This window comes from Candidatus Cloacimonadota bacterium, assembly GCA_012522635.1.
Taxonomy (GTDB): Bacteria; Cloacimonadota; Cloacimonadia; order Cloacimonadales; family Cloacimonadaceae; genus Syntrophosphaera.
Genome location: JAAYKA010000119.1, coordinates 1 through 23200, shown reverse-complemented (window position 1 = coordinate 23200; position 23200 = coordinate 1). Strand labels below are relative to the sequence as shown.

The 23200-nt window shown below is 50.5% G+C and carries 21 protein-coding genes; 9 read left to right on the top strand and 12 right to left on the bottom strand.

Annotated features, from left to right (window positions below):
- From GX135_06250 to GX135_06220, 7 genes are all read right to left on the bottom strand, one after another.
- A partial coding sequence (locus GX135_06250; protein ID NLN85688.1) for a hypothetical protein occupies positions 1 to 1147 on the bottom strand: 1147 nt, incomplete at its 3' end.
- Positions 1148 to 1287: 140 nt separating this feature from the next.
- The gene (locus tag GX135_06245) at positions 1288 to 1578 is read right to left on the bottom strand and encodes an integration host factor subunit beta (GenBank protein NLN85687.1); all 291 of its coding nucleotides are present in this window, start codon (positions 1576 to 1578) and stop codon (positions 1288 to 1290) included.
- Positions 1579 to 1751: 173 nt separating this feature from the next.
- On the bottom strand, positions 1752 to 2174 hold the full coding sequence (locus GX135_06240) for a hypothetical protein (protein NLN85686.1): 423 nt from the start codon (positions 2172 to 2174) through the stop codon (positions 1752 to 1754).
- 12 nt (positions 2175 to 2186) lie between these two features.
- The gene (locus GX135_06235) at positions 2187 to 3704 is read right to left on the bottom strand and encodes a hypothetical protein (protein ID NLN85685.1); all 1518 of its coding nucleotides are present in this window, start codon (positions 3702 to 3704) and stop codon (positions 2187 to 2189) included.
- Positions 3701 to 4675, bottom strand: coding sequence for a hypothetical protein (locus GX135_06230; protein ID NLN85684.1), 975 nt, complete (start codon positions 4673 to 4675; stop codon positions 3701 to 3703). Before GX135_06230 ends, GX135_06235 begins: the two co-directional genes overlap by 4 nt.
- A gap of 145 nt (positions 4676 to 4820) precedes the next feature.
- Entirely contained in the window at positions 4821 to 5261 is a 441-nt protein-coding gene (locus GX135_06225; GenBank protein NLN85683.1) for an Hsp20/alpha crystallin family protein, read from the bottom strand.
- 17 nt (positions 5262 to 5278) lie between these two features.
- Complete coding sequence (locus GX135_06220; GenBank protein NLN85682.1) at positions 5279 to 6613, bottom strand: DUF4139 domain-containing protein; 1335 nt, start codon at positions 6611 to 6613, stop codon at positions 5279 to 5281.
- 167 nt (positions 6614 to 6780) lie between these two features.
- Between GX135_06220 and ispG the strand changes: the two genes are divergently transcribed.
- The 4 genes from ispG to xth all read left to right on the top strand — a co-directional run bounded on the left by ispG (position 6781) and on the right by xth (position 9775).
- Positions 6781 to 7848 carry a flavodoxin-dependent (E)-4-hydroxy-3-methylbut-2-enyl-diphosphate synthase gene (ispG, locus tag GX135_06215; protein ID NLN85681.1) on the top strand — a complete coding sequence of 356 codons (1068 nt, stop codon included), beginning with the start codon at positions 6781 to 6783 and terminating at the stop codon, positions 7846 to 7848.
- Positions 7832 to 8389: a chromate transporter gene (locus GX135_06210; GenBank protein ID NLN85680.1), complete on the top strand. Its 558-nt coding sequence runs from the start codon at positions 7832 to 7834 to the stop codon at positions 8387 to 8389. Before ispG ends, GX135_06210 begins: the two co-directional genes overlap by 17 nt.
- Complete coding sequence (locus GX135_06205; protein NLN85679.1) at positions 8386 to 8904, top strand: chromate transporter; 519 nt, start codon at positions 8386 to 8388, stop codon at positions 8902 to 8904. Before GX135_06210 ends, GX135_06205 begins: the two co-directional genes overlap by 4 nt.
- A gap of 97 nt (positions 8905 to 9001) precedes the next feature.
- Positions 9002 to 9775 carry an exodeoxyribonuclease III gene (xth, locus tag GX135_06200; GenBank protein NLN85678.1) on the top strand — a complete coding sequence of 258 codons (774 nt, stop codon included), beginning with the start codon at positions 9002 to 9004 and terminating at the stop codon, positions 9773 to 9775.
- On the opposite strand, the gene GX135_06195 is transcribed toward xth, so the two are convergent.
- Together GX135_06195 and GX135_06190 are read right to left on the bottom strand one after the other, a co-directional pair.
- The gene (locus GX135_06195; GenBank protein NLN85677.1) at positions 9762 to 10544 is read right to left on the bottom strand and encodes a CAP domain-containing protein; all 783 of its coding nucleotides are present in this window, start codon (positions 10542 to 10544) and stop codon (positions 9762 to 9764) included. The two genes, xth and GX135_06195, sit on opposite strands and share 14 nt — an antisense overlap.
- Positions 10545 to 10555: 11 nt before the next feature.
- Complete coding sequence (locus GX135_06190; GenBank protein NLN85676.1) at positions 10556 to 11005, bottom strand: hypothetical protein; 450 nt, start codon at positions 11003 to 11005, stop codon at positions 10556 to 10558.
- 355 nt (positions 11006 to 11360) lie between these two features.
- Between GX135_06190 and fusA the strand changes: the two genes are divergently transcribed.
- The 5 genes from fusA to murA all read left to right on the top strand — a co-directional run bounded on the left by fusA (position 11361) and on the right by murA (position 16871).
- On the top strand, positions 11361 to 13466 hold the full coding sequence (fusA, locus tag GX135_06185; protein ID NLN85675.1) for an elongation factor G: 2106 nt from the start codon (positions 11361 to 11363) through the stop codon (positions 13464 to 13466).
- Positions 13467 to 13541: 75 nt separating this feature from the next.
- Complete coding sequence (locus GX135_06180) at positions 13542 to 13850, top strand: STAS domain-containing protein (protein ID NLN85674.1); 309 nt, start codon at positions 13542 to 13544, stop codon at positions 13848 to 13850.
- Entirely contained in the window at positions 13847 to 14767 is a 921-nt protein-coding gene (locus tag GX135_06175) for a response regulator (protein ID NLN85673.1), read from the top strand. The genes GX135_06180 and GX135_06175 overlap by 4 nt, the downstream gene beginning before the upstream one ends.
- Positions 14764 to 15597 carry a peptide chain release factor N(5)-glutamine methyltransferase gene (gene prmC, locus GX135_06170; protein ID NLN85672.1) on the top strand — a complete coding sequence of 278 codons (834 nt, stop codon included), beginning with the start codon at positions 14764 to 14766 and terminating at the stop codon, positions 15595 to 15597. Before GX135_06175 ends, prmC begins: the two co-directional genes overlap by 4 nt.
- Before the next feature lie 20 nt (positions 15598 to 15617).
- Positions 15618 to 16871 (top strand): UDP-N-acetylglucosamine 1-carboxyvinyltransferase, encoded by a 1254-nt coding sequence (murA, locus tag GX135_06165; GenBank protein NLN85671.1) that lies wholly within the window; start codon positions 15618 to 15620, stop codon positions 16869 to 16871.
- A gap of 463 nt (positions 16872 to 17334) precedes the next feature.
- Here murA and GX135_06160 read toward each other — a convergent pair whose 3' ends face one another.
- The 3 genes from GX135_06160 to GX135_06150 form a co-directional block, all read right to left on the bottom strand.
- Entirely contained in the window at positions 17335 to 19128 is a 1794-nt protein-coding gene (locus tag GX135_06160) for a hypothetical protein (GenBank protein ID NLN85670.1), read from the bottom strand.
- 1072 nt (positions 19129 to 20200) lie between these two features.
- Entirely contained in the window at positions 20201 to 22105 is a 1905-nt protein-coding gene (locus GX135_06155) for a hypothetical protein (protein NLN85669.1), read from the bottom strand.
- 936 nt (positions 22106 to 23041) lie between these two features.
- On the bottom strand, positions 23042 to 23200 hold a 159-nt coding region (locus GX135_06150; GenBank protein ID NLN85668.1), incomplete at its 5' end, for a hypothetical protein.

Genomic DNA, 23200 nt, shown 5'->3' with positions numbered 1-23200 from the left:
GTTTTCGGAGTAAACGAGCCTCTCGATGGCGCAGTTTTTCCACCTGAGTTTCGTTTACGATTGGTCTGGAAAGCTGCCAAAAAAGTAAGATTTCAGTCTGCTGAAGTGCCTGGGCAAATTCCTTTCGTTTTTCCAGAAGCTTGGCCAGTTCCAGCCTGGCAGTGGGTTCATCCAAATCAGCCGCCTGAACAAAGCGTTCTTCCGCCGCCTTCAGATTTCCTTCTTTTTTGTGCAGCAAGCCCAGCTCACAAGCGGCTTCCGCGCTCAGCATTTCTGCATCCAGCAGGTCTTGCAGAATCTGTTGAGCCGTTTTGGGATTTCCCTGGCTCAGATAAAGCCTTGCCAGGGCATGATAATCAATGCGGTGGTCAAAACCCTTTGCGGGTGGATAGCCGATGCTGTTGCAAATCAGGGCCATCAACGCGGCGGTGTGTAAAATATCCAGGCGGTTGTGTTTAAACACGCGGTGCATTTGCTCAAAGTCCCCTGTCATCAAAAACTGGAACCAGGTTTGAGGGATGAGTCCGCCTTGAATGTCTTGTCCCGCATCCCTAAATTGTCCCAGGATATAGTATTCCAGGGTTTCCAAAGCGCAGGAAGGGGTCTTGTTTTTCCACAGGCGCCGCGCCAGGTGCAGCAGGTCGATGTGGTCTTTGGAGCGCAGGTCCAGCCAAATGTGGTGATAAAGCAGGCGGGATTCCAAAATGGGAATGTCGAAGCTTTTTCCATTAAAAGTGAGCAGCAGGGATTTTGTTTCCAAAAGCTCGCGCAGGCGGTCAAAACTGCTTGCCTCGGCTTCGGGTTCGGGCAAAAAGATTTGCTCCACCACATACTTTCCCTTTTCGAAATAACCCAATCCGATCAAAAAAGCCAGGGTTTGAGAGCGTCCCAATCCCGTGGTTTCCAAATCCAAGACCAACATCTCTTCCGCAGCAAAGGCTTCCTCCAGCCCCGCCCATTTTAAAAATACCTCCGGGATATTTTGTGGGAAAAGGGGCAGTTCCTGGGTTTCGGAAAACATGCCAAAGCTTTCGCGGGTGTAAAAATAGGGAAATTCGGCATGGCTTGAAAGCTCGCCCTTCAGGTTTTTCTGCAAGCTTTCCCGAATCAGTTTGCCCGGATTCAATTCACCAATCAAAGAGTCCATCCAGTGCCAAAAAAGCCACCCCGGAGGGTGGCCTGTGATTTATTTCTTTTTATGACGATTCTTGCGCAGACGTTTTTTTCTCTTGTGAGTTGCGATTTTATGACGTTTTCTCTTTTTTCCGCAGGGCATTTTAACTCACTTTACTCTTCAATCTTGAGATCCATAACCGAGAGTTTGAACTCGCGAGAAAACTTGAAGGTGGGCACTGTGCGCGCCGGCACGGGAATTTTCTCTTCGGTTTTGGGGTTGCGTCCCATACGGGCTTTGCGGGTTTTCAGGCGGAAGGTGCCAAAACCGCGGATCTCGATGTGATTGCCTTCGATGAGGCTGTCCTTAATGGATTGCAGCAGCTCATCAACCACAACGGCAACGTCTTTGCGAATGATGCCAGTCTTCTCTGATACCATTTTTACCAAATCAGCTTTTGTCATGTTAATCTCCTTTATATTTGAAGCTTTGATTTATAATAGAGCGTGTCTTACATTCAATAAGACTCTCAAAATTATAAGCTTAGGTTTATGTCAAGCAAAAAAGAAGGAAGCTATCCCCAAGGGTGGTCAAAAAGACGCGTCAGGCCTGAATCCGGGCTTTTTTGAGGAAAGTTTCACTTCATCCAACTGGTGCCTCTTTGCCTGAATTCAATGCTCAGGCGATGCGGCTTTTCTCCCTCCGCGAGGGGGCGGTATAGCTTATCAATGTATTTACCTTGAAATTCACGGGTTTTGGCTTTGATTGTGGTGCGGAAAAGGATGCTGGCAATCTCTTCATTGGCAGCGTCGTAAACCTTGATCAACAGGTCAACTTGTTCGTCTTTTTTCCCTTTGTTTTCAATCTCGTAGTGCGCGTGGATAAAATTGCGGTCATATTCGCTGTAGCCAACGCTATGAACCACAATGCGTTTGGCGCGGGCAATGTTGCTCAGTTTCAACCAAACAAGGCTGGCCACGGTGATCACCACAATCAGGATTAGCAATGTGCCTTTAAGTTTATATTTTTTGGGATATTCCAAACGATCCACAATGGGCATGGGTTTTCTCCTTTAGAAAAAGGTTTGCCAATTGGCATAAAGTGTGTGCGCATTTTGGCTGCCAAAAGTGGAGCGATGGGCAACAAGAAAATCGTGATGGGGCAGAATCCCAATCCGCAGGGTGTTTTGCCACACGGGTATACGGCTCAGGTCTCCATCCAGCCAAAAGGCTTCTGCGGTGTTAATCACATCGGTGGGAAAAGCATCACGATAGTTTTCACGCCAATCATTGCCTTCGCTGCCCTGCCAGGTGAAGGAAAATTGGCTGTCCCAGCGCATCCTGCAGGGTAGGGGAAGGTTGAATTCCGCAGTGATGTCCAGCAGATTCGAACCTTTGGGATAGCCCAGGCTGCTGTTTTCATGGGAAAACATGGCGATATTTTCGTAGTGGGTATAAGTCCAGGGTCTCACAGCGGTGAATTCCAGAGCCAGACGCGGTTTTTCAACAGGGCTCAAGTTCAGGATGGGAATATCCCAGGCTGCGCCAGTTTGAATCGCATATTTGTTTCCCCACCAGTTGCTTAAAAATTTGCGTGGGGTCAGTTCGTCCAACAACATTGTCCAGTATAGGTTCCAGTTTTCAGTGGGGCGGAAATTCATGCCTCCGTAGAGGTTCAGGTTGTCGGGATCCGTGCGGTATTTTCCCACGCGCCAATAGTTTGCGGGCAAAAGATAGCTGAAATCCACCCTGTTGCCATAGAAAACGGATTCTCCATAAAACACATCCAGGCAAGGCTTTGGTTGCCATGTTACCTGATGCACCGCGACATATTTAGCAGGAAATTTGCCATCTTTCAGCGTGTCTGCTTTCAAATTGCCGTGCATAAAGGAAAAATTGAACTGCCCAACCCTCTGTTCCAGAAGGGCATAATCATATTCGCTGACGCGGTCGGAAAGCACAACCGAGCCGGAAATGGAATTGCCGATTTGGAATCTTCCACGTCCCAGGGCGGCACTGAAATGGCTGCCATTATAGCTCAGTTCGCCATTCAGTTTATCGGTGTAAGTGCCTGTGTGCATAGAGATTTGGTATCCATCCACCAAAGGCGATACTGCCATCGCTTCCCGGTCTCCGTGAAACCTGGTGTTCAAATATATTGCCCGGGCGCGGATTTTATCGTTAAAAACCGAATTTACTCTCAGGCCAATGCTGTGGGCTTCATATTTTCCTTCCGGCGCTCTCAACAGATCAATCTGGGAAATGGCGTTGCTTTCCATCTCGTAGCGCAGGCTTGAATCAGCATAGGCATATTGCAGCAGCGCGCGTTTGGGCTCTTGGAGGCTGAAAAGTTCCAGGAATGAAGCTTTGATGGTTTTCCAGTTTTGCAGGGGGAATTCTGCACCCGGATTTTCTGTCCGCGGCTCTGCCATTCGATAGGTCTCGTTTTCAAGCAATTGGTTCAAAAACAGGCGACTGCGCACATCAGGATAGAAGGCGGTATTCGTAAATGAAGTTTGCGCCCAAAGCGGTCCCGCCATTGCCAACAGCGTGCAAAACATTAATGCCAAAGCTTTTAAGAATCTTTTCATCGACCTTCCCGGAGACCGGCAACAATTTCTTCCACCAGCTTGGGATCCAGCCTGATTTCCCGCGCGATTTCGCTGGTTGACCAGCCCTGATCCAAAAGCTTCTGCACCATCTTTTTACGGGTTTCGGGGTCCAAGAGCAGAGTGTGACCTTCCTTGGGAGTTGGAGGTGGTGGCATAATTTGTGGAGCCACAGCTTCTTTCGGCCTGTCTTTTTTGATGAAAAACAGATAAATCACGAGTATGGTCAGTAGTGCCGCCACCGCGATGAGAAGCCAAAGAATGTTAAATCCTTTCTTATCAGGCTGTTGTGAATCGAGAGGGCTGTCCTCCATGGTCTCTGCGGCATTTTCCATATCCGTCTGTGGCAGAGGGATTTGCTGGGTTTCTTCATCTTGTTTTGTGGTTGCGTCGGGGCTTGGTTTTTCCGCTGTTTCCGAGGCGCTTTCTGTTTTTGTGGTTCCGATGGTCGGGCTGGATGAGGGCGGAATGCCCCGCGCCATTTCAGGTTCCCCAGCTTTTTTGGGCATCGCGTTGGGCGGAATCGTTATTTTAGTCTTCGCGGCAGGCTCGCTTTTGGGAGCTTCCACCTCTTTGTGGGTGGGTCCCGCATCGATGGATACATTTATCCTGCTTTTATCCGAGCTTGCCTGGTGAGATATGTTGTAGCTGCCCATGGTTTTAATGTCGATAATCGCGTTTGAGCCTTCCATGCGGGCTGAAACTTGGTCAACCACCTCGCTCAATCTGGGATATTGCGGGCTTGAACCCAGTTTTTCAACGCCTTGGATGACGAGGCGGATGCCTTTGCCGCCGGGCAATTTTTCAGCGCGGTATTGAACCGGGCCGCTCAGTTCGATGTTTACGGTGTTCTGGTTTTTTTCGCGGTCGGTGGAACGCACAGATTTCAGTTCCGCAGCCCAAATAGTGTGCCACAGGGTCAGGCAAAGCAACAGTGCCAAAGTTTTTCTCACTCTTTCCTCCTTGCGGACATACCTGCCGTCCGCCATAAATAACTCAATTTATACTATTTTTTTATCCAAAATTCTGTACCAAAAGCCGCAAGCTTGGATTATCCGCACTTTTCATGGCTCTGAAAAATAATTCCCACGCGTGGCATCACTTGATGGGAATAATCCTTTCCACTCTGGCCAGAATGGGGAAGGAAATGCGCAGGATGCCTTCTCGCAGCTCAACCTTGGGGTTTTCCTTGTCCAAGTTCAGGTCCGGGAAAAAGATGCGGCGATCGAAGCGACCGGTATCGATTTCCATGCTGTGGTAAGTGGCTTGAAGGTTTTTTTTGTGTAACACGCGGCTTCCACTGATGCGCAAAAATTCTGTGCTGGCGGAGATATTGATCGCGTTTTTATCCACTCCGGCCAGTTCCACCACCACAACCCAATCTGTATCTGTGTGATAGACATCACATTTGGGATGCCAAACATCGTCGATGGCATCCTCGATGGCGATGGAGTCGTGGCTTAGCGAGGAAACTTCTCCCAAAATTCTCAGCATTTCGCGCCGGATTCCATTCAGGTTTGAAAGCAGTTCTTCCTGCATCTGATTGTCCTCTGTTTTTAGTATTCTGTTCTTTCCGTGAAGGTGAGAATCACCTGTGCATCAGGTTCAACCTGGATGGGGAAGCGAACCTTGCGGTTTGTATCCATACTATATTCATGACCATCCTTCACTTCGGTGATGCGGGTGTTTGAGCCCAGGGTGTAAATCACATTGATGGCTTTGCTTTCGCTGGAGTTATTGCGCAGGGTGACCTGAATGTCGCGTTCGCTCACTTTTTTGCCCAGGTCTTTGATATCTTTCACCAGAGTGGAAGCCACCAGGTCGAAGGCTTTTCCGGTTGTGATGTTCACTTCTTCGTTTTTGCTGGTGTGTTTGATATTGTCTTCACCGATGAATTCCAGATTGTCATCACTATCCTGCATATAAACCCGTATTTTCCCCTTGGGCAAAGGTTTGCCAATCCCGTTGGCTTCGGTGTTCTTGAATTTAATGATGCTTTTCACACCGTCGCCCCAAATGGGGTATTCATACACTTGTTCAGCCTTAATGTTTTGTGTGGGATACAGTTCCAGTTGTTTGGTCTGGTTGTTTGCGAAGGAGACTTTTTGATCCAGGGTGTACATATGGAAATCGTGGAAAGCCTTTTCTTCAAAGCTGGGTGCGGGGCTTTCGGCTCCCATGGCGACATCCATATACCTGATGTTTTTAGCATAAAAATCATATTCTTCGCGGATGCGGTTGATGTCTCCGGCGATTAGCTTCAGGGTCACATCCTCAAAGGATTTGCCGCTTTGGTTTTTGATGGTCACCCAGGAATTCAGCGCCAGGGTTTCTTCATCCCAAATGGCGTTGTAGCTAACGTCCCAACTGAGGCCGCCAGTGAGATAACTTAGCTGCAGAGGGTGTTTGCCCGCTTTGTTTGCAATCAGGCTCCAGTGCAGGGTGGGTTTGGTGTAAAAGTTTGTGGGCAGCTCTGCCAATTTCAGAAGCTGCACCTGGCTGTCAGCAATCACAATCAAGCGCTGGCTGCCTTTTTCAATCACCCCATAACTTGTTGTATCAAAAAACTTTAGGGTTCCGATCACGCGTTCGCCGTCCTTGGTGAAAAGCTCCACTTCGCGATCCAGATATTTCGCGATAATCTGTCTTTTTCCAGCCAGGTCATATTCATAATTTTGTTCCGCAACGCGCACTCCGCCATCCAAAGAGCGCACAATCACAGTAGGCGCGTCGATGCGAGAGCTGATATCGTCAAAATTATAATCCTGCAGCCCGGCTTCCAGTTCCAGTTCAAAATTACCACGAACCAGGGAAAGATCATCATTATAAATGGTTATCCAATCCTCCGCCACGATTGGCAAAGCCAATATGGCAAGGGCAATTGCCAGAATAAGTGTTTTTTTCACTGTATCCTCCTGTTGGATCTCAAATTCTTACTAATGTGGCATTAAAAACAATATACTGCAATTTGTCAAGTAACCCTGCACTTTTTAGGTAAAATAAGCCCGCCTCCGTTTTTTTGGATTGACAGAAACACGCTTCCCGATGGGCTTGAAACATGCAAAATATCAAAAGAAAGCAAACCCGCCAGATTAGGCTGGGACAGGTTTTGATTGGTGGCGGCGCGCCAGTTTCCATCCAAAGCATGCTCAGCGTGCCCACACGCGACGTTCAAGCCGCGCTGAGCCAAATCCAGGAGTTGGAACAGGCCGGCTGCCAAATCATTCGTTTTGCCGTGACCGGCGAGGAAGATTTGCGTGCCATAAAAACCTTGAAACAAAGCGCTTCCGTGCCTTTGGTGGCGGATATTCATTTCGATTACAAGCTGGCTCTGGGCGCCATCGCAGCCGGTGTGGATGGCCTGCGCATAAATCCTGGCAACATCGGCTCCCGCGAAAAAGTGGAGGCAGTGGTGAAAGCCGCTTCCCAACACGATATTTCCATCCGTATTGGTGTGAACGGCGGTTCGCTTCCCCAACATCTTTTGCAAAAATATGGCCTCAGTGCTCAGGCGATGGTGGAAGCCGCTTTGGAGCATGTCCGCATCCTTGAAGACCTGAATTTTGAAGCCATCAAAATTTCCGTGAAAGCCTCCAGTCTGCCGCTCACTCTTGAAAGCTATCGCGCTCTCAGCGAAAGGGTTACCTACCCCCTGCATCTGGGCATCACCGAAGCCGGCACTCTGCTTTCAGGCAGCGTAAAATCTGCCATGGCGCTGGGAATTTTGCTTTCCGAGGGAATTGGAGACACCATCCGTGTTTCCCTGACTGCGGACCCTGTGCGTGAAGTGCAGGTGGCTCGTCAAATCCTGCAAAATCTGGAGCTTCGCAAAGGGCTGAACATCGTTTCCTGCCCCACCTGCGGGCGCACCCGCGTGAATCTTTTCAAGCTGGCGGACGAGGTGGAAAAAGCCCTGCAAAAATACTCGGAACTGCCACTTACCATTGCCGTTATGGGCTGCGCAGTTAACGGTCCCGGCGAAGCTCGGGAAGCGGATTTTGGCATTGCGGGCGGCCAGGGTGAAGGCCTGATTTTCGCGCGGGGTGAAATCATCAAAAAAGTGCCCGAAAACCGCTTGGTGGCTGAACTGGTCAAACTTGTTGAAGAAAATGCCCAAAGCCTCTAACAGCCTTTCAACCATATTTCTCACCTTTCTTAAAATTGGCGCCTTCACCATCGGAGGCGGCTATGCCATGCTTCCTCTCATCCGGCGCGAAGTGGTTGAAAAACAGGGCTGGCTGTCCGAGGAAACTTTTTTGGATGGGCTGGCGGCGGCACAATCCAGCCCGGGCCCAATTGCCATCAATATCAGTATCTACGTGGGTTTGCAGGTGCGTGGCAAACTCGGTATGGCGGCTGCGGTTTTGGGCACGGTTTTGCCCTCCCTGCTCACCATCATGGTGATTGCCGAACTTTTTTCCCACTACGCGGATAATCCCTTGGTACGAAAGGCCTTCAAGGGTCTCAAACCGGCTCTGGTGGTGTTGATTGCCGTCCCGCTTTTCCAAATGGTGAAAAACGCCAAGCTGGATTGGACAAACTTTTGGGTGCCAATTCTTTCCATGGCTCTGGTGGCATTTTTGGGCATCAGCCCCATCTGGCTGATTCTGGCAGCCATCGTTTTCTCCGTTTTACAGGGGCTTTGGCAGGCGCGGAGGGATAAATGACATATCTGACACTGCTTTGGACCTTTTTCAAAATCGGGATTTTTGGTTTTGGCGGCGGATATGCCATCCTGGCAATGATTCAGCAGGAAGTGGTGGTCCACAATGCCTGGCTCACCCAATCCGAATTTATGGATGTGGTTGCCATATCCCAGATGACGCCAGGCCCCATCGCCATAAACGCAGCCACCTTCGTGGGTTACAAACAAGCCGGTGTTCTCGGTTCGCTGTTGTGCACCTTTGGCGTTGTGCTGCCTTCGCTCATCATCATGCTGATTATCACTCTCACCTACATCAAGCTGCGCGAGCAACCCTGGTTCAAAAACATCTTCCAAAAACTCCGTTGGGTCACGCTTGGCCTCATCGGCGCTGCGCTCTATATCGTTGCCAAAGATGCTTTTCCGGATTTATTTTCGGTGATTCTGTTTTTGGCTTGTCTCGTGGTTTACACCCGTTTTAAAATGAACCCCATCGTATTGATGTTGATTGCCGCTGTCGCGGGCATGGTTTTCGCGTGATGGCAAGCGTCAAACCACAAAAACCAAAACTCCGCTTGACAGGATTTCAGCACCCCAAAAATCTTGCGAATCCAAATACAGTAACAGGGAGGACGAATTGACTCTGAAACTATGGTCTTGGAACGTGAACGGTCTGCGTGCCGTTATGAACAAGGATTTCATGGCCGTTCTGCAGCGCGAAAGCCCCGATTGGCTTGGCCTGCAGGAAACGAAATTGCATGAACACCAGATCCCGCCACAACTTTCAACCCCAGATGGTTACCACGTTTATTGGTCTCACGCGCAGCGCAAAGGCTATTCCGGAACGGCGGTGCTTTCGAAAACCGAACCGCTTTCGGTTAGCGAAGGCCTCGGAGTGGAGGAATTTGACACCGAAGGTCGCACAATCCGCTGCGAATATGAGAGCTTCATTATCTACAATATCTATTTCCCAAATGGGCAAATGAATGATGAGCGCCTGGATTTCAAATTGCGTTTTTACGATACCTGCCTCCAGAAGATGGAAAAAGACCGCGCCACTGGGAAAATGGTAATCGTGACAGGCGATTACAACACCGCCCACAAGGAAATCGACCTCGCGAATCCCAAGGCAAATGAAAATACCAGCGGCTTTTTGCCCATCGAACGGGCATGGCTGGATAAAATCACCGAACTGGGCTGGATGGACACATTCAGGATGTTTCACCCCGAGCCAAAACGTTATTCCTGGTGGAGTTACCGCTCCGGAGCCCGCCCCAGAAACGTCGGCTGGAGAATAGATTATTTCTTTGTGAACAGTGAAGCCAAAGACCGCGTTGTGGATGCCGATATCCGGGACGATATCATGGGCTCAGACCATTGCCCGGTGACTCTGGAAATCACCTTACCATAAATTCCATCATATCCGGATATACATAGTCATCCCAACCAATTTTAAGGATATAGCTGCCTTTGCCGTAGTTGAATTCCAGAGGAAAAAGGAGGGTGTTATCCTCTGTCCAGCTATATTTTAGCGGCATGGAACCGTTGTAGTAGCCTTCAAGCCCCACATCCACTCTCGTGTTTGGATCCGGAGTTGTCAGAAAGCTGATGAAACCCTCGCGTGGCTGTGTTGAAAGATATTCAAACTCCAGCAGATAAGGAATATTTTCCAAAAAAAAGGGCGGCAGTGAGGTGCGTAGTTTGAGGATGGGCGTGGCAAAAACCTGGGTCACATACAGCCTGTCACCTTTCAAAAAAACTCCGATGCCACTGTGGCTATAGTTCCGATTCAGAATGTTTTCCCGGTGTCCGGGCGAATTCATCCAGCTCTGGGCACTGCGTTTGGGGTCGAAAACCCGGCTGCTGCTTTGGCTGCGGTAAAGATTTTCTCCGATTCCAGACAGCAGCAATTGAGGCTGATATTTCCTCTGACGTGCTGAAACTCTCAGCCCTTCAGGGTCAAGATGGCTGAAAAACCCTTTTTGCCCCATATTTTGGCTGTGCAGTTGCGCCAGTTCAGCCAGGTCTTCCAGCCAAATCAGAGCCGGCAGGCCGTTGCGAAGGCGGCTTTCATTAACCTCATCGTGAACGCGCAGAGCGTAGGTTTCGGGATTGATGATTTCAGCGGATAAAAAGCTCAGCATCAGCAAAAGTGCGAGACTGAAAAGTGTTTTACGCATTCCCGAACACCCTAAAACGAATATTTCAATAGCAGCGCACCGTTTTCAAAGCGCAGCCGGATCTCCTCCTTTTGGCTTTCAAAATCAGAAAGATGCGCGTCCACATAGGCATCCAGCATGGAAAGCCCCGCGGTGATGCCCACCCACCAGAGGTCGTTTTTCAGCTCATCCCCAAAATCATTACTGCGGGCGAGGTATTGTTGGCGTAAAAACTCATCAGGCTCGCTTTCCGCCAGTTTTTGCCAATACGATTTTTCAGAGCCGTGCCAAACGGCGGAGCCAATCAAAAAACCCTGCACACCCACAACCAGCCCGGCTTTCAACCAGGCTCGATTATAAAGCTGTCCACCACCCGGAAAAGCCGCAGAATAGAGCACGGCGCGGCTTGGGCTCCGTTGCGTTTGGGCAAATCCGGCTCCCAGACAGCTCAGCAAGACCAGGCAGGTCAAGATTTTTTTCAATATACTTCCCATTTCGTTTGCCACCCCAATTTATCCGCCCCGCTTTGTCAATCTTTTTTTATGCGGGAATCGCTGATGTTCAAGAAATAATTGATTTTAATGATTATGCGCACTCACGCAAAATAAGACGCGATAAAAGCGAGGCAATGAGATTAAACATATAGCACACAACATGTTAACTCTTGTTCATCGGCACGTTCGACAAAGAATTAATGGCTCACAACCCGCAAAATCCAATGCTTTTTCCCCGCGGAAACACAAGTTTTTGTGGACAAAGTTCCCGCCTTCCATTTTATGTCATTTTGAAGAAACGACACTAAAAACGATACTAAAAGGTATATATAGGAACTTGATAATGAACAGCGAATCCGACAGTCCGCTACGAAAAATTAGAAATATCGGCATCATGGCCCATATCGATGCCGGGAAGACCACCACCACAGAGCGGATTCTGTTTTACACTGGTTTTTTGCACAGAATGGGCGAAGTCCATGATGGCAACGCTTTCACGGACTGGATGGAACAGGAGCGTGAACGTGGCATAACCATCACATCCGCCACAGTTTCCTGTGTTTGGAAAGACACGCATATCAATATCATCGACACTCCCGGACATGTGGATTTCACGGCGGAGGTGGAGCGCAGCCTGCGCGTTTTGGACGGCGCGGTGGGCGTTTTTTGCGCTGTGGCGGGGGTGGAGCCCCAATCCGAAACCGTTTGGCATCAAGCGGATCGCTACAAGGTGCCGCGTTTGGCCTACGTGAACAAAATGGATCGTCCCGGTGCGGATTACGAAAAAGCCATCAGCATGATCCACGAACGTTTAACACCTCTGGCGCGCGCGATAAATATTCCCATCGGAGCCGAAGACTGTTTTAAGGGCGTGATTGATCTCATCTCCATGAAAGCCTGGTTTTTCGATCCCCTCACCAAAGGCAGCGAAACTCACCAGGAGGAAATCCCTTCCGACATGCTGGCATATGCCACCAAACAACGCAACGAACTTTTGGAACACGTCGCGGAATTTGACGATGAACTGCTGTCTGCCTATCTGGAAGGAGAGGAAATCCCCGAAGCGTGGCTGCGACGTGCCATCCGCAAGGGTACTCTGCAAGGACGTTTCATTCCTGTGCTTTGCGGATCCTCACTGAGAAACAAGGGTGTGCAACTGCTTTTGGAAGGCATCCGCGATTTTCTGCCATCCCCTCTGGATGTGCCTCCCGCGGTGGGTTTTAACCCCCAGAACAAGGAGGAAATCCAGCTCGATCCAGACCCCAATGGACCCTTTGTGGGCCTGGCTTTCAAGGTTCAAACCGATAAGTATGTGGGCAAATTGGTTTACGTGCGGGTATATTCCGGAACCCTGAAAAAGGGCGCCAATTTCCACAATCAAAGCAATGGGAAACGCGAACGCGTATCCCGCCTTTTGCAGATGATGAGCAATCGCAAAAATGACCTTAACGAACTGCACGCTGGAGACATCGGCGCTTTTGTGGGCTGTCGTTTTCTCAGCACGGGAGACACCATCACCGATGGCAGCCTTGATGTCCAACTCAGCAGCATCAACTTCCCGGATTGCGTCATCTCGATTGCCATCGAACCCAAAACCAAAGCTGATCAGGAAGCCTTGGGTGACGCGCTGGCGCATCTGGAGGAAGAAGACCCCACCTTCCGTGTGAGCGTGGATAAAGATAGCGGCCAAACCCTGATTTCCGGCATGGGGGAGCTGCATCTGGAAGTGATTGTGGACAGGCTGCGCCGGGAATTCAACGTCTCCGCGAACGTTGGCAATCCCCAGGTTTCATATAAAGAAAGCATCACCAAGGCTGTGGAATGCGAAGAAACCTTCATCCGCGATATGAACGGCAAGGGAAATTATGCCAAGGTGAAGTTCCGTCTTTCCCCGCTGGCGCATGATGAGACTGCCACACACGGCAAAAACCGGTTTGTAAACCTGGTGGGCGCGGATAAAATTCCCACAGAATATTTCAAACCCATCGAAGAAGCCGCCCTGAACGCTCTCAACGACGGACCTCTCATCAGCGGCCAGATGGAACGCGTGAAAATTGAACTGATTGATGGAGATTTTAACCCCGTGGATTCCAATGAGTTAGCCTTCCGCATTGCCACTTCCATGGCGGTGGGAAAAGGCCTGCTCGAAGCGGCGCCGGTTTTGATGGAACCCATTATGCAGCTTTCGGTTCTGAGCCCGGACGACTTTGTGGGAGACATCATTTCGGATATCAACGCCAAACGCGGCCAGATAACGGTTTTGCGCCGTCACAATGATTATCAACAAGAAATCCTGGCGGAACTGCCGCTGTCGGAATTGTTTGGCTATTCCACCCGCATCCGTTCTCTCAGCCAGGGACGCGCGGTTTACAGCCTGGAATTTCGCAAATATGAGATTACCCCCGCGCAGGTGCAAAGTGCCGTGCTGAGACGCATCCGGGGCTATTAGCAATGAAAAGCTTGACAGCCGCGGCAAGCAAATCTAATTTGTTTTAAATACAATTAAACAAAATAAGGAGAGGTTATGAAAATCGATTTGTCTTTTTCTGGAGACAGAGCGCTGATGACGGTGGAAGGTTATCTAAACAGCGAAAATGCCGATAACTTTCAGAAAAAACTGAACGAAGTGTTGGATTCGCAGGCGCGTTATCTGGACATCGATCTTTTTGAATGTAAAAACATCAGCAGCATCGGCATCGGCAAGCTCTTGCTTTTTTACAAGGATTTTGTGGGCAAAGGTGGCGAACTTGAGGTGATACGCAGTTCCGAGCCCATCTTCGAGCTTTTCAACACCCTGAAGCTGAACCAGCTTTTTTTAGTGAATTTGGAATGAACCGTCTCAGCATCCTCATCGTTGACGACAGTCCCGAAATCGTTCAAACTCTCAGCTCTCTGCTGAACATCCATGGCTACAAAACCGAGACCGCGCTCAGCGGCAGCGAAGCTCTGCGCAAGGCGCGCAAAAAACTTTACGACATCGTGGTTTGCGACATCGAAATGCCCGGCATCAACGGCCTTGAATTTTTGGAAAGGATTCGCCGTGACGGCCATGAACAGGAAGTGATTTTGATGACCGGCTATATGGAGCAGGCATATTTCATCCAGGCTATCCGCCTCGGCGCCTCGGATTTTTTCACCAAACCCATCGATATTCCCGCCATGGTGGCGTCCATTGAAACAATCGCCGAACGCATCAATTTCCGCCGCAGAGGTGATAAACTGTTGAACAGCTACGAGCGTGCTGAATTCTCCGTTGTGATCAACCCCATCAAATTCACCGGTGCCGGTATTAACAAAATCATCCGCCCCATTTTGCTGAAAAACCTGGATCTGCCCCAAAATTTGCTGAACGATATCCTGACCTGTGCCGATGAAATGCTGCAAAACGCCTTTTTCCATGGAGTGCTGGAGCTCTCGCCCCAGGAACGCTTGCTCGACCTTGCCAGCCTGCGCGAAATCATCGAATCCAAACTGCGACAGCCACACATCGCTTCGCGCCGGATGCGTTTTTCCATCCATCTGGATAGCTCTCGCGACACCATCATAATCCGGATGGAAGACGACGGCAATGGCTTTGACCACGAAACCTGGCTGCGCAGACTGAAACAGGACGGGGTTGGTCCAAACACCGACGCCCACGGGCGTGGCTTGGCCATGCTCTATTATCTTTCCGACGAACTGGAATTTGCAGACGGAGGCAGGCAAATCCAGGTTGTGCGCAAGCTGAACCGCAAGGACCCGGAGGCATGACCCTGGCGCGCCTGTTGCAGAATCACGCGCGTCCGGACAATGATCCCGCCGCGCTGAACTGGCTGCTATCAGGCATTTTAGACTGCTCCGTTCCCGAATTGGCGCTGCTCAAAGAGCGCGAATTGCCACCTCAGCAGGAAAATGATATCATCAACGCCCTGCGGCGCTTAAACTCCGACGAACCGCCCCAATATATTTTGGGAAAAACCTGGTTTTGGGGTTTGGAATTGCGGCTGGACACCCGGGTTTTGATTCCCAGGCCCGAAACCGAAGGCTTGGTGGAGCTGGCATTATCCCTGTCTCAGCCTGGAGCCAGGGTTCTCGATCTCGGCACGGGCAGTGGCGCCATCGCCATCACGCTCAAAAAAATGCGTCCCGATCTGGCGGTCACGGCAATTGACATCAGCTCCGGAGCCTTGCAGGTGGCGCGCGAAAACGCCGCGCTAAACGATGTTCAGATTATTTTCAAGCAAAGCGATATTTTTCCATCCGACCCGGGCATTTTCGATCTCATCATCAGCAATCCGCCCTACGTGAGCCAGGCAGAACACGAGGCGCTGCCCCGCAGCCTGCGGGGTTTTGAACCCTCTGTGGCACTGCTGGCAGGAGCCGATGGCTTGGGCCTCTTTCGCCGCATTTTTGCCGGCTTGAAAGAGCGGCTCGCCCCGGCTGGCATCGCGCTTTTCGAACACGGCCACACCCAGCGGGAAAGCTTGCTTGCCCTGGGAAAAGCCGCGGGATTGGATTGCCTCTTGGCAAAAGAAGACCTCGCCGGCAAAGACCGCTATTTGGCTTTCAAGCTTTCAAAGCCGGTCACCAATAAAATATAAAAACCAGATAAGGATACAAAATGGACAGATTCATCATTGAAGGAAACCGCAATCTCAGCGGCACCATCCAGGTCAGCGGCGCCAAAAACGCCATCCTGCCCGCCATGGCAACCTGCCTCTTGGCTCCGGGAAAATCCGTGCTGCGCAATGTTCCCAACCTCATCGACCTCAAATCCATGGCCCATCTTCTCCGGGTTTTGGGTGCCCGCGTGGTGTACGGCGATGGCATGATGTCCATCGATTCGCGGGATATCGTCTTCAACGAAGCGCCCTATGAATTGGTGAGCAAAATGCGCGCCTCCATCTACGTTCTGGGTCCGCTCTTGGCGCGGCTTGGCGAGGCCAGGGTCTCTTTTCCCGGCGGTTGTGCCATCGGAACCCGCCCTGTGGACCTGCATCTCAGCGCGCTGGAAGCCCTGGGCGCCAAAATTGAGATCGAACACGGCTACATCCACGCCACGGCGGAAAAACTCATCGGCGCGGACATCCATTTTGCAAAATCCAGCGTGGGCGCCACCATCAACACCCTCATGGCAGCGGTTTTGGCAGAGGGTGAAACCCGGCTTTTCAACGCCGCCATGGAACCGGAAGTGGATTCCACCATCGATCTCCTCAATAAAATGGGCGCCAAAATCAGCGGCGCCGGCAGCACCACCCTCATAATCGAAGGCGTGGAGGAGCTTTTCCCGGTGGAAATGCAAATGATTTCCGACCGCATCGAAGCGGGAACTTTCCTCATTGTCGGCGCGATGAGCACCCAGCCCATCACCGTTGAAAACCTCGAACCCAAACATCTGGACATTCTTTTGGACAAGCTCCGCCTGGCAGGCTGCGAGCTGGAAGTTTTGGAAAAATCCATCACCGTCATCCCACCCCAGGTAATCAAACCCGTGGATATCCTCACCCTGCCCTACCCGGGTTTCCCAACCGACCTGCAGGCGCAATTCACTGTGCTGATGTCGCTTGCGGATGGCAGTTGCTTTATCGAAGACACCATTTTTCCGGATCGCTTCATGCACGTGGCGGAACTGAACCGCCTCCAGGCGAATATCCGCATGGAACGCAATATCGCCCGCGTGGAAGGAGTGCCCAAACTCTTTGGCGCGGAAGTGATGGCCACCGACCTGCGTGCCTCTGCCGCTCTGGTTTTGGCTGGCATGGTGGCTGAGGGAACCACCACCGTTTCACGCATTTACCACATTGACCGTGGCTACGACCGCATCGAGGAAAAATTGAATTCCATCGGCGCGAAAATCACGCGGGAAGACGCGTGATGGCTTAGACGGCGAGATGGGGAGGTGGCGAAGCGTCATTCCGAGCGCCAGCGAGGAATCCAGTGACTGTTTTTCAAACGGCGCGGCAGCGCCGACGGAAGGCAACAAGTCTTTGGAATGATTGTCGGGTTCGGGCTATCTGCTGTTTTACGCAGTTGGGTGGTCAGAACAACATTTTTTATCGCCAAGGGCTGGATCCTATCACTGCGTTCCAGGATGACGCGCTGGGGCGTGATGGAGACTGGGAGACTTTGAGACAGAGAGACGAGGAGACTGTGAGACGGAGAGACTTTGAGAGTTGCCAGTTATTTTATGATTGTGCGCAGTGAAACGCTAAAATGCTAAAACCCTACAACCTTTTCAACAAAATCAGCGTTATCGGCGAAATCTGCGTGAACCAAAAAACCCCCGCGGTAAACGGGGGTCGATTGTGTATGGGATCGCACGCGCGATACATCATTAATTATTTCAGAACGGGTACCGTGCTTTTGCCTTGAATGTTCAAGCGTTCCTTTTTGGCTGTGTTTGCGGCTTTACTCCCATCCGGCTGGCTGGAAGCGGTCACATAGAAGAATTGGAAGGGATCCTCCGCCGTGTAAGCATAGCCCAGCAATGACCAGGGGCTCGCGATGGGAATCCACTCATTCAGAGGGATGTAGGGGTCGTCGCTGGCATACACGTTGTAGGACGCAGCGCCTTCCACAGCGCCCCAGGTGAGAGTGGGATAGCTATCTTCCAGGGTGATGACAAGTTCCGGCACGGGCACTTCCAGAAGCCTGCCATAACCAATCTCGGCTGAAATTACCCAGGTTCCGGAGGCATCGATGAAGGTGTACCATGCGCCGGGGTCATTCGATTTTGTTAGGCCATACATGCCATAGTCATTTTTCGTGTTGAAGAGGAAGAAGGAGTTTGTATTATCATTTCCAGTGTTGGGCAGGTTTTCAAACGCAATGGCAAAGAATTGGTCTGTAATTTCGATGGGTTCACCATTGTTGAATTGTGCAAACGCGAATACATCTCTATCCACACCACTGGTCTCAACCACTGGCGGCGTGGCGAAATAGGTGCGTTGAAGCGCCTGGTTTCCGTCTTCAGCAGGCGTGAAGAGATAGATTTGCAGATGCACGTTCGTCTGAGGATTGGAAGTGGCGGCTTCGGTGTTGTAAAGATACAGTGAGCTGCCGGTGCCATAGAAGGGATTATGGAAGAAGTTGAAGGCTCCCCAGGTGGCGTTAGACGTGAGGCCCGCTGGCATATAGCCGGAGTAGCTGTTCACACCATAATCGTAAAACACCCAGACGGGGTCTTCCACCATGTAGCTGTATACTTTAGATTCAGCTTCATTGCCGAGCATGTCTTTGGCCCAGATTTTGTAGAATACTTCCTGGTCCATTTCACCGCCGGCAAGAATCGCTCCCCACCAGATATTGGGTTCATCAGCTTCGTCGTCTTCCTCCATGTTCCAGGAATCCCAGTTTATGCCATCGTAGCTATACCAAACGATGGCTTCATCCACTCCGCTGTCGAAATTGATGGTGGCTTCCACATAGCGGTGCAGGTTGGGATTCGGAGTGTTTATCACGGGCAGGACATTGATGTTGGTGGAGGTGATTACCACGTCGTCGATAAACCATGTATCCTTATTGGAACCAATGGGTTTGCCTTCGTAAAAGAATCCGAAATAGAGCGGAAGGTTGCCCAGACCTTCCAGGGAAACCGTGACTTGGTTCCAGGAAGCGCTGGGGCTGGTATCTTCCCAGAAAATATACCATTGTTCGTGGTTGGGGTCGTCTGTAACCAAGAGCTGATGCCCGCCGGTCTGCATATTGCCAGGTGAGTCGGTATAATGCCAGAACGTAATATTATCATATTCCATTACACCCAGGTCAATCAGAGGCGAAACCAGCAGGCCGCTTTGCTGGGCTGAAAGCCAGTTTCCACCCGCGTGTGAGGCGGAAGCCGGACTGCTGTGATATTGATTTGTGGCTCTGCCCCATTGGTATCCAATGCCTTTGAGGTTGTAATATACCCAACCCGTGGGCGGGAAGGTGCTGGAACTGAAGTTTTCGTTCAGAACAGTGGCTCTATTTGCTTCCTGGCCGCTCACTTGCTCAAATTGCGGTTGTTCTTCGAAGCTGACTTTGAAAGGTTTCAAGCCGCTCTGCGCGAGAGAAGTTCTGTGGTCGGCAGCCAAAACCACTGAGCATAGTCCAAGTGCCAAAACCACCAGAAGCATGATTCTTAATTTCTTCATAGTGTTATCTCCTAATTTGAAAGACTTATTTTACCTTAGAATGTTCGATCGGGTCTCCTTAAAAAACCGGACGGCCGCGTGAACGCAAGCCTGGGGCTGGAGCCCGGTTTGATTTTGAGGTTGTAGGTATATAACGGATGCCGTCCCTGTTCATCTGCCGGTTTTGCGTGTGTGTGCGATGACGTTTGTTGCGTTTCCTGGCAGACGCGCCAGAGCCCAAGGCTCCGTTGAGATTTGGATATTTGGGGTAAAACAGGCGGCATTTGCCCAATCGTCCAGCCGGGGAAGGCGGAAGAGCCAAGACCGTCAATCGGATGCAAACCGAACATCTTTTTCATCCCAAAAAAACCAAAAATTCCTTTGTTTTTATCATTATAAACTCCGTGGCAAACATTTTGTATATATTTGCCATCGGTGTAGTTTTACCTCTGTAAAGCCCATGGCAAAAAGGCTCATACTTGTTCTTTCTTTCATAATTTGAGAATAGATATGGATGAAATTTAGTCAAGAATTATTTCGAGTCTTAAGGAGTTTTTGTGGATTATATTCCACACTCTGGATGGCTGGTACCGTCAGCTTTGGGGATTTTTTCTCGCAGAAGAAATGTCACGCAGAAGAAGTGTCACGCAGATTACGCTGATACCGCTGATTTTCAATAGATTAGGGATACACAGGATGATGAGGATGAAAAAGGGATTTTTTGAGCAAGAGGTTTCAAGGTTTTAGCGTTTCGCTGCGCGTCGGGCAAAAAAGCCACCCGCTGACAACTGATAACTCTATACTGCCAACTCACAAGCACCTCCCTGTCTCCCTGTCTCCCTGTCTCAAAGTCTCCCTGTCTCCATCACGCCCCAGCGCGTCATTCTTCGCTGTCGCTCAGAATGACGCGCTGGGGCGAGGTAGCGAGGTGGAGACTTGGAGACGGAGGGACTTTGAGAGTTGGCAGCTATTTTGGCATTGTGCCCAGCGAAACGATAAAACGCTACAAAGTTACAACCCAAAAAGAAACCCCTGCGGCGATGCAGGGGTTTGATATCATTGGCGGGACTGTTCCCACCGGGGTTTTTAGAGATTATTTCCTGTCGAGGCGAACTTTTTCAATCTTGCCAAATGTGGAAACCTTTCCTTCCACGCTCTTCTGCTGGGGAAGGATTCTGCTGTCAGCTTTTTCAAGACCTTTTTCGGAAATGACATTCGAATTGGCGCTGATTTTTCCAATCTGGTTTTTGGGAGCAGTGTGAGCAACAACGAGATTTCTCTTGCTGCCATCAGCTTCGGTGGAAGCGGTGGCATAGAAGAACAGGTAGGGCTCGTCTTCGATGTAAGAATGGCCAAGGTCGGCAGTTCCGCCCACGATGAGGTCCCAAGGTCTGGGAGCGTAGGGATCGTTTGAACCATAGAGGTTGTAGCTCACGGCACCAGCCACATCTTCCCAATAGATGAGAGGGAAGCCGTCTTCAACAATAACGCTGATGATGGGTGCTTCGATTTCGATGGGCTCATCTTCATGCAATTCGGCAACAACCCTGATGCAAAGGTCTTCGTCATAGTAAGCGGGACCTTCCCATCCTTCGGCTGGATCGTAAGCCAGAGAGGTAATCCAGCTGGAAATGGGTTCGGTTTTGTCGCCCATGATGCCTGGTGCGCCTGCTTGATAGGCTCCCACTTGGAAGTAGGCAACGTGGAACATTTCACCGGCAGGGATTACCGCATTGTATGCAGAGACGTTGAAGGTATTCCAAGCGCCCAGGGTGCAGGTGGTTTGGGTGATGGGCACCAAGGGATTATCCATATCGGGAATTCCGGTACCATCATCGGGGAAGATAGCATATTTCAGGTTGCCTTGCGCACCCGTGGGCCAGGTATTATCGCGCATTTCGATGCTGATTTCGTTGAGTTTCAAGGCTGCACCATCATACCAGAAGGTGTTGGCAAAGCCAAAGCCGTCGTTGTAGAAGGCGTGCGCCATGGTGGCTTCATCTTCGTCGTAGGCAAAATCAAAGGGACCATCCTCGAGATCCACCACGTCCTGCTGCAGCCACAGGTTGTTGTTTTCCAGCGAAACGTCTTCATCGTGCCAAGCTTGGAATTGGAGCACGTAGCGGCCTCCATCGGCTGGCAGGGCATAGGGTTCAGTCAGTTCCAGATAGATATCACCACCAGCTGCAATGCTAAGATCATCTGTCAAGGCGATCAAGTCAACGATGTCAAAGGTTTCCCAATCTCTGAGCGCCAGAGCGACTGTCACGTCAGTGACAGCCATGGGATTTCCATTGGCGTCTATACTGTTGTTTACCGCTTCCACAGCGTAAATCACTTCCTGTTCGGGTTCGAGGAAGAAATCGCCGCTGAAATTGAGTGTTGAAGCCACCACGTCCACTTGATCACCAGTGTAGGTGATTTCGGCGCTGAAGCAATAGTCGTACCAGTCATCCCATCCCGCAGGATCAGTGGTGTAATAGTTGTAGCTGTTGCCACGGACTGCGTTATCATGCAGAGTCGCGGTGTAAACGCTGCCGACTACACCGTTGGGGCTGGAGACCACCATGGCAAACTTGGTGCCATTGGCAGCAGTAGGGCCGAAATAGAGGTTGGCGGCGGAGAAATCCACATAGTTGTAGTCCTCTCCCACCGGTGCTGTTTGCCAGTTGATCAAGTCGGCATAGAGGATTGTGGCACCTGCAAGAGGGAGCATTCCGCTTGTATTGGGAGTACCGTCTGTATTCACAGGCCAGATCTCAACACGCACGTTGGCTTGACCGCCAGCGCCTCCACCGTAGAAGGGGAAATAGACGCCTTGCAACTGGCAGTTTCCAACCGGGCTGAACACGGTGGCTGCACGGGTAAGGATATCTCCGGCTGCGTATTGCCTGGGAATCGTCTGCAGATAGGCTGTGTTGGCCCAGTATTTTAATTCGGTCGCCACAAGGCCGGTTAAAACCAGCAGCGACAGCACTATTATAATTAGTTTCTTCATAATTTTTCTCCTCTATTGAAAGAGTGTTATTTTGTTTGGTTTGAAGAATCACTTTTTGGGGCTGCCTCCCTGGTCTGGGCTGGCTGCCCCTGTTTGTTTTTGAAGGTTGAAGGAAAATAACGGATGCCCGCTTTTTACGCTGGAAGACGCGTAAGCGTGTTTTGTGTGCGATGATGTTTTTGCGAATGCGCCGTCCGGCGGGAAGCGGTGGCTCCGTTGGATTTGAAGGGGTTGGTGATTGAAGGTTTTTGAAGGTGAAAATGGACGCAAGGATTCTGTGGCTGCCGAGGGCAGGCAAAAAACAAAACAAGCAATAGCATTACTGCCAAAAGTCCATTGCATCGATCTTCGCTCCTGACTCCGCGTTGGCGGAGCACGTAAATATAAAACATCGTTTTCACAAGGCGGGGCGGGCTTTGCGCATCCTTTTCCCGATATGTGATTTTTCATATATTCATACTGGGTGTCAATTTTCGAGAATGCCGGTTTCCTTGTCAAGAACTTTTTTCGTTTCATGCAGATTGGGGAATAGATTAGGGATACACAGGATGATGAGGATGAAAAAGGGATTTGGCATTTTAAGGTTCACGCAGATTACGCTGATAGCGCAGATTTTTAATGTTGTAACGTTTTAAGGTTTTAGCGTTTCGCGTGGCTTTCCAAAGTCTGGTTTCACAGTTTCAAAGTCTCCCCGTCTCCCAGTCTCCACCTCGCTACTTGGTCAGCCCGTCATTCTGAACGAAGTGAAGAATCCAGCCCTTGGTGTTAAAGAATGTTCCTCTGCCCACCCGGTTTCGCTAATCATACGCCAGACTATGTTTTAGAGAACTGACAACTGCCAACTTATTACCGTCTCGTCATCTCGCCAAAACCGTGAACACAAAAAAACCCCCAGCCGAAACCGGGGGTTTTGTTTTTATTGTTGTTTAGGTAACTTTACTTTTGGGGCAGAGTCACGCTCTTCAAGCTTGGCGCCTGTTTTGAGGAGACGGGCGCGTAGGGTTTGAACGCGGCTTTGCTGCCGTTTTCCTGATCGGACGCGGTCACGCGGAAGAACTTGCGGGCATCGCCTTGGAGGTAGGTGAAGCCGGGGCT

Excerpts from the sequence above, each read along its gene's own strand:
- GX135_06245 (NLN85687.1), bottom strand. The coding sequence starts at position 1,578 with ATGACAAAAGCTGATTTGGTAAAAATGGTATCAGAGAAGACTGGCATC.
- GX135_06240 (NLN85686.1), bottom strand. The coding sequence starts at position 2,174 with ATGCCCATTGTGGATCGTTTGGAATATCCCAAAAAATATAAACTTAAA.
- GX135_06235 (NLN85685.1), bottom strand. The coding sequence starts at position 3,704 with ATGAAAAGATTCTTAAAAGCTTTGGCATTAATGTTTTGCACGCTGTTG.
- GX135_06225 (NLN85683.1), bottom strand. The coding sequence starts at position 5,261 with ATGCAGGAAGAACTGCTTTCAAACCTGAATGGAATCCGGCGCGAAATG.
- ispG (NLN85681.1), top strand. The coding sequence starts at position 6,781 with ATGCAAAATATCAAAAGAAAGCAAACCCGCCAGATTAGGCTGGGACAG.
- GX135_06210 (NLN85680.1), top strand. The coding sequence starts at position 7,832 with ATGCCCAAAGCCTCTAACAGCCTTTCAACCATATTTCTCACCTTTCTT.
- GX135_06205 (NLN85679.1), top strand. The coding sequence starts at position 8,386 with ATGACATATCTGACACTGCTTTGGACCTTTTTCAAAATCGGGATTTTT.
- GX135_06195 (NLN85677.1), bottom strand. The coding sequence starts at position 10,544 with ATGCGTAAAACACTTTTCAGTCTCGCACTTTTGCTGATGCTGAGCTTT.
- fusA (NLN85675.1), top strand. The coding sequence starts at position 11,361 with ATGAACAGCGAATCCGACAGTCCGCTACGAAAAATTAGAAATATCGGC.
- GX135_06180 (NLN85674.1), top strand. The coding sequence starts at position 13,542 with ATGAAAATCGATTTGTCTTTTTCTGGAGACAGAGCGCTGATGACGGTG.
- GX135_06175 (NLN85673.1), top strand. The coding sequence starts at position 13,847 with ATGAACCGTCTCAGCATCCTCATCGTTGACGACAGTCCCGAAATCGTT.
- prmC (NLN85672.1), top strand. The coding sequence starts at position 14,764 with ATGACCCTGGCGCGCCTGTTGCAGAATCACGCGCGTCCGGACAATGAT.
- murA (NLN85671.1), top strand. The coding sequence starts at position 15,618 with ATGGACAGATTCATCATTGAAGGAAACCGCAATCTCAGCGGCACCATC.
- GX135_06160 (NLN85670.1), bottom strand. The coding sequence starts at position 19,128 with ATGAAGAAATTAAGAATCATGCTTCTGGTGGTTTTGGCACTTGGACTA.
- GX135_06155 (NLN85669.1), bottom strand. The coding sequence starts at position 22,105 with ATGAAGAAACTAATTATAATAGTGCTGTCGCTGCTGGTTTTAACCGGC.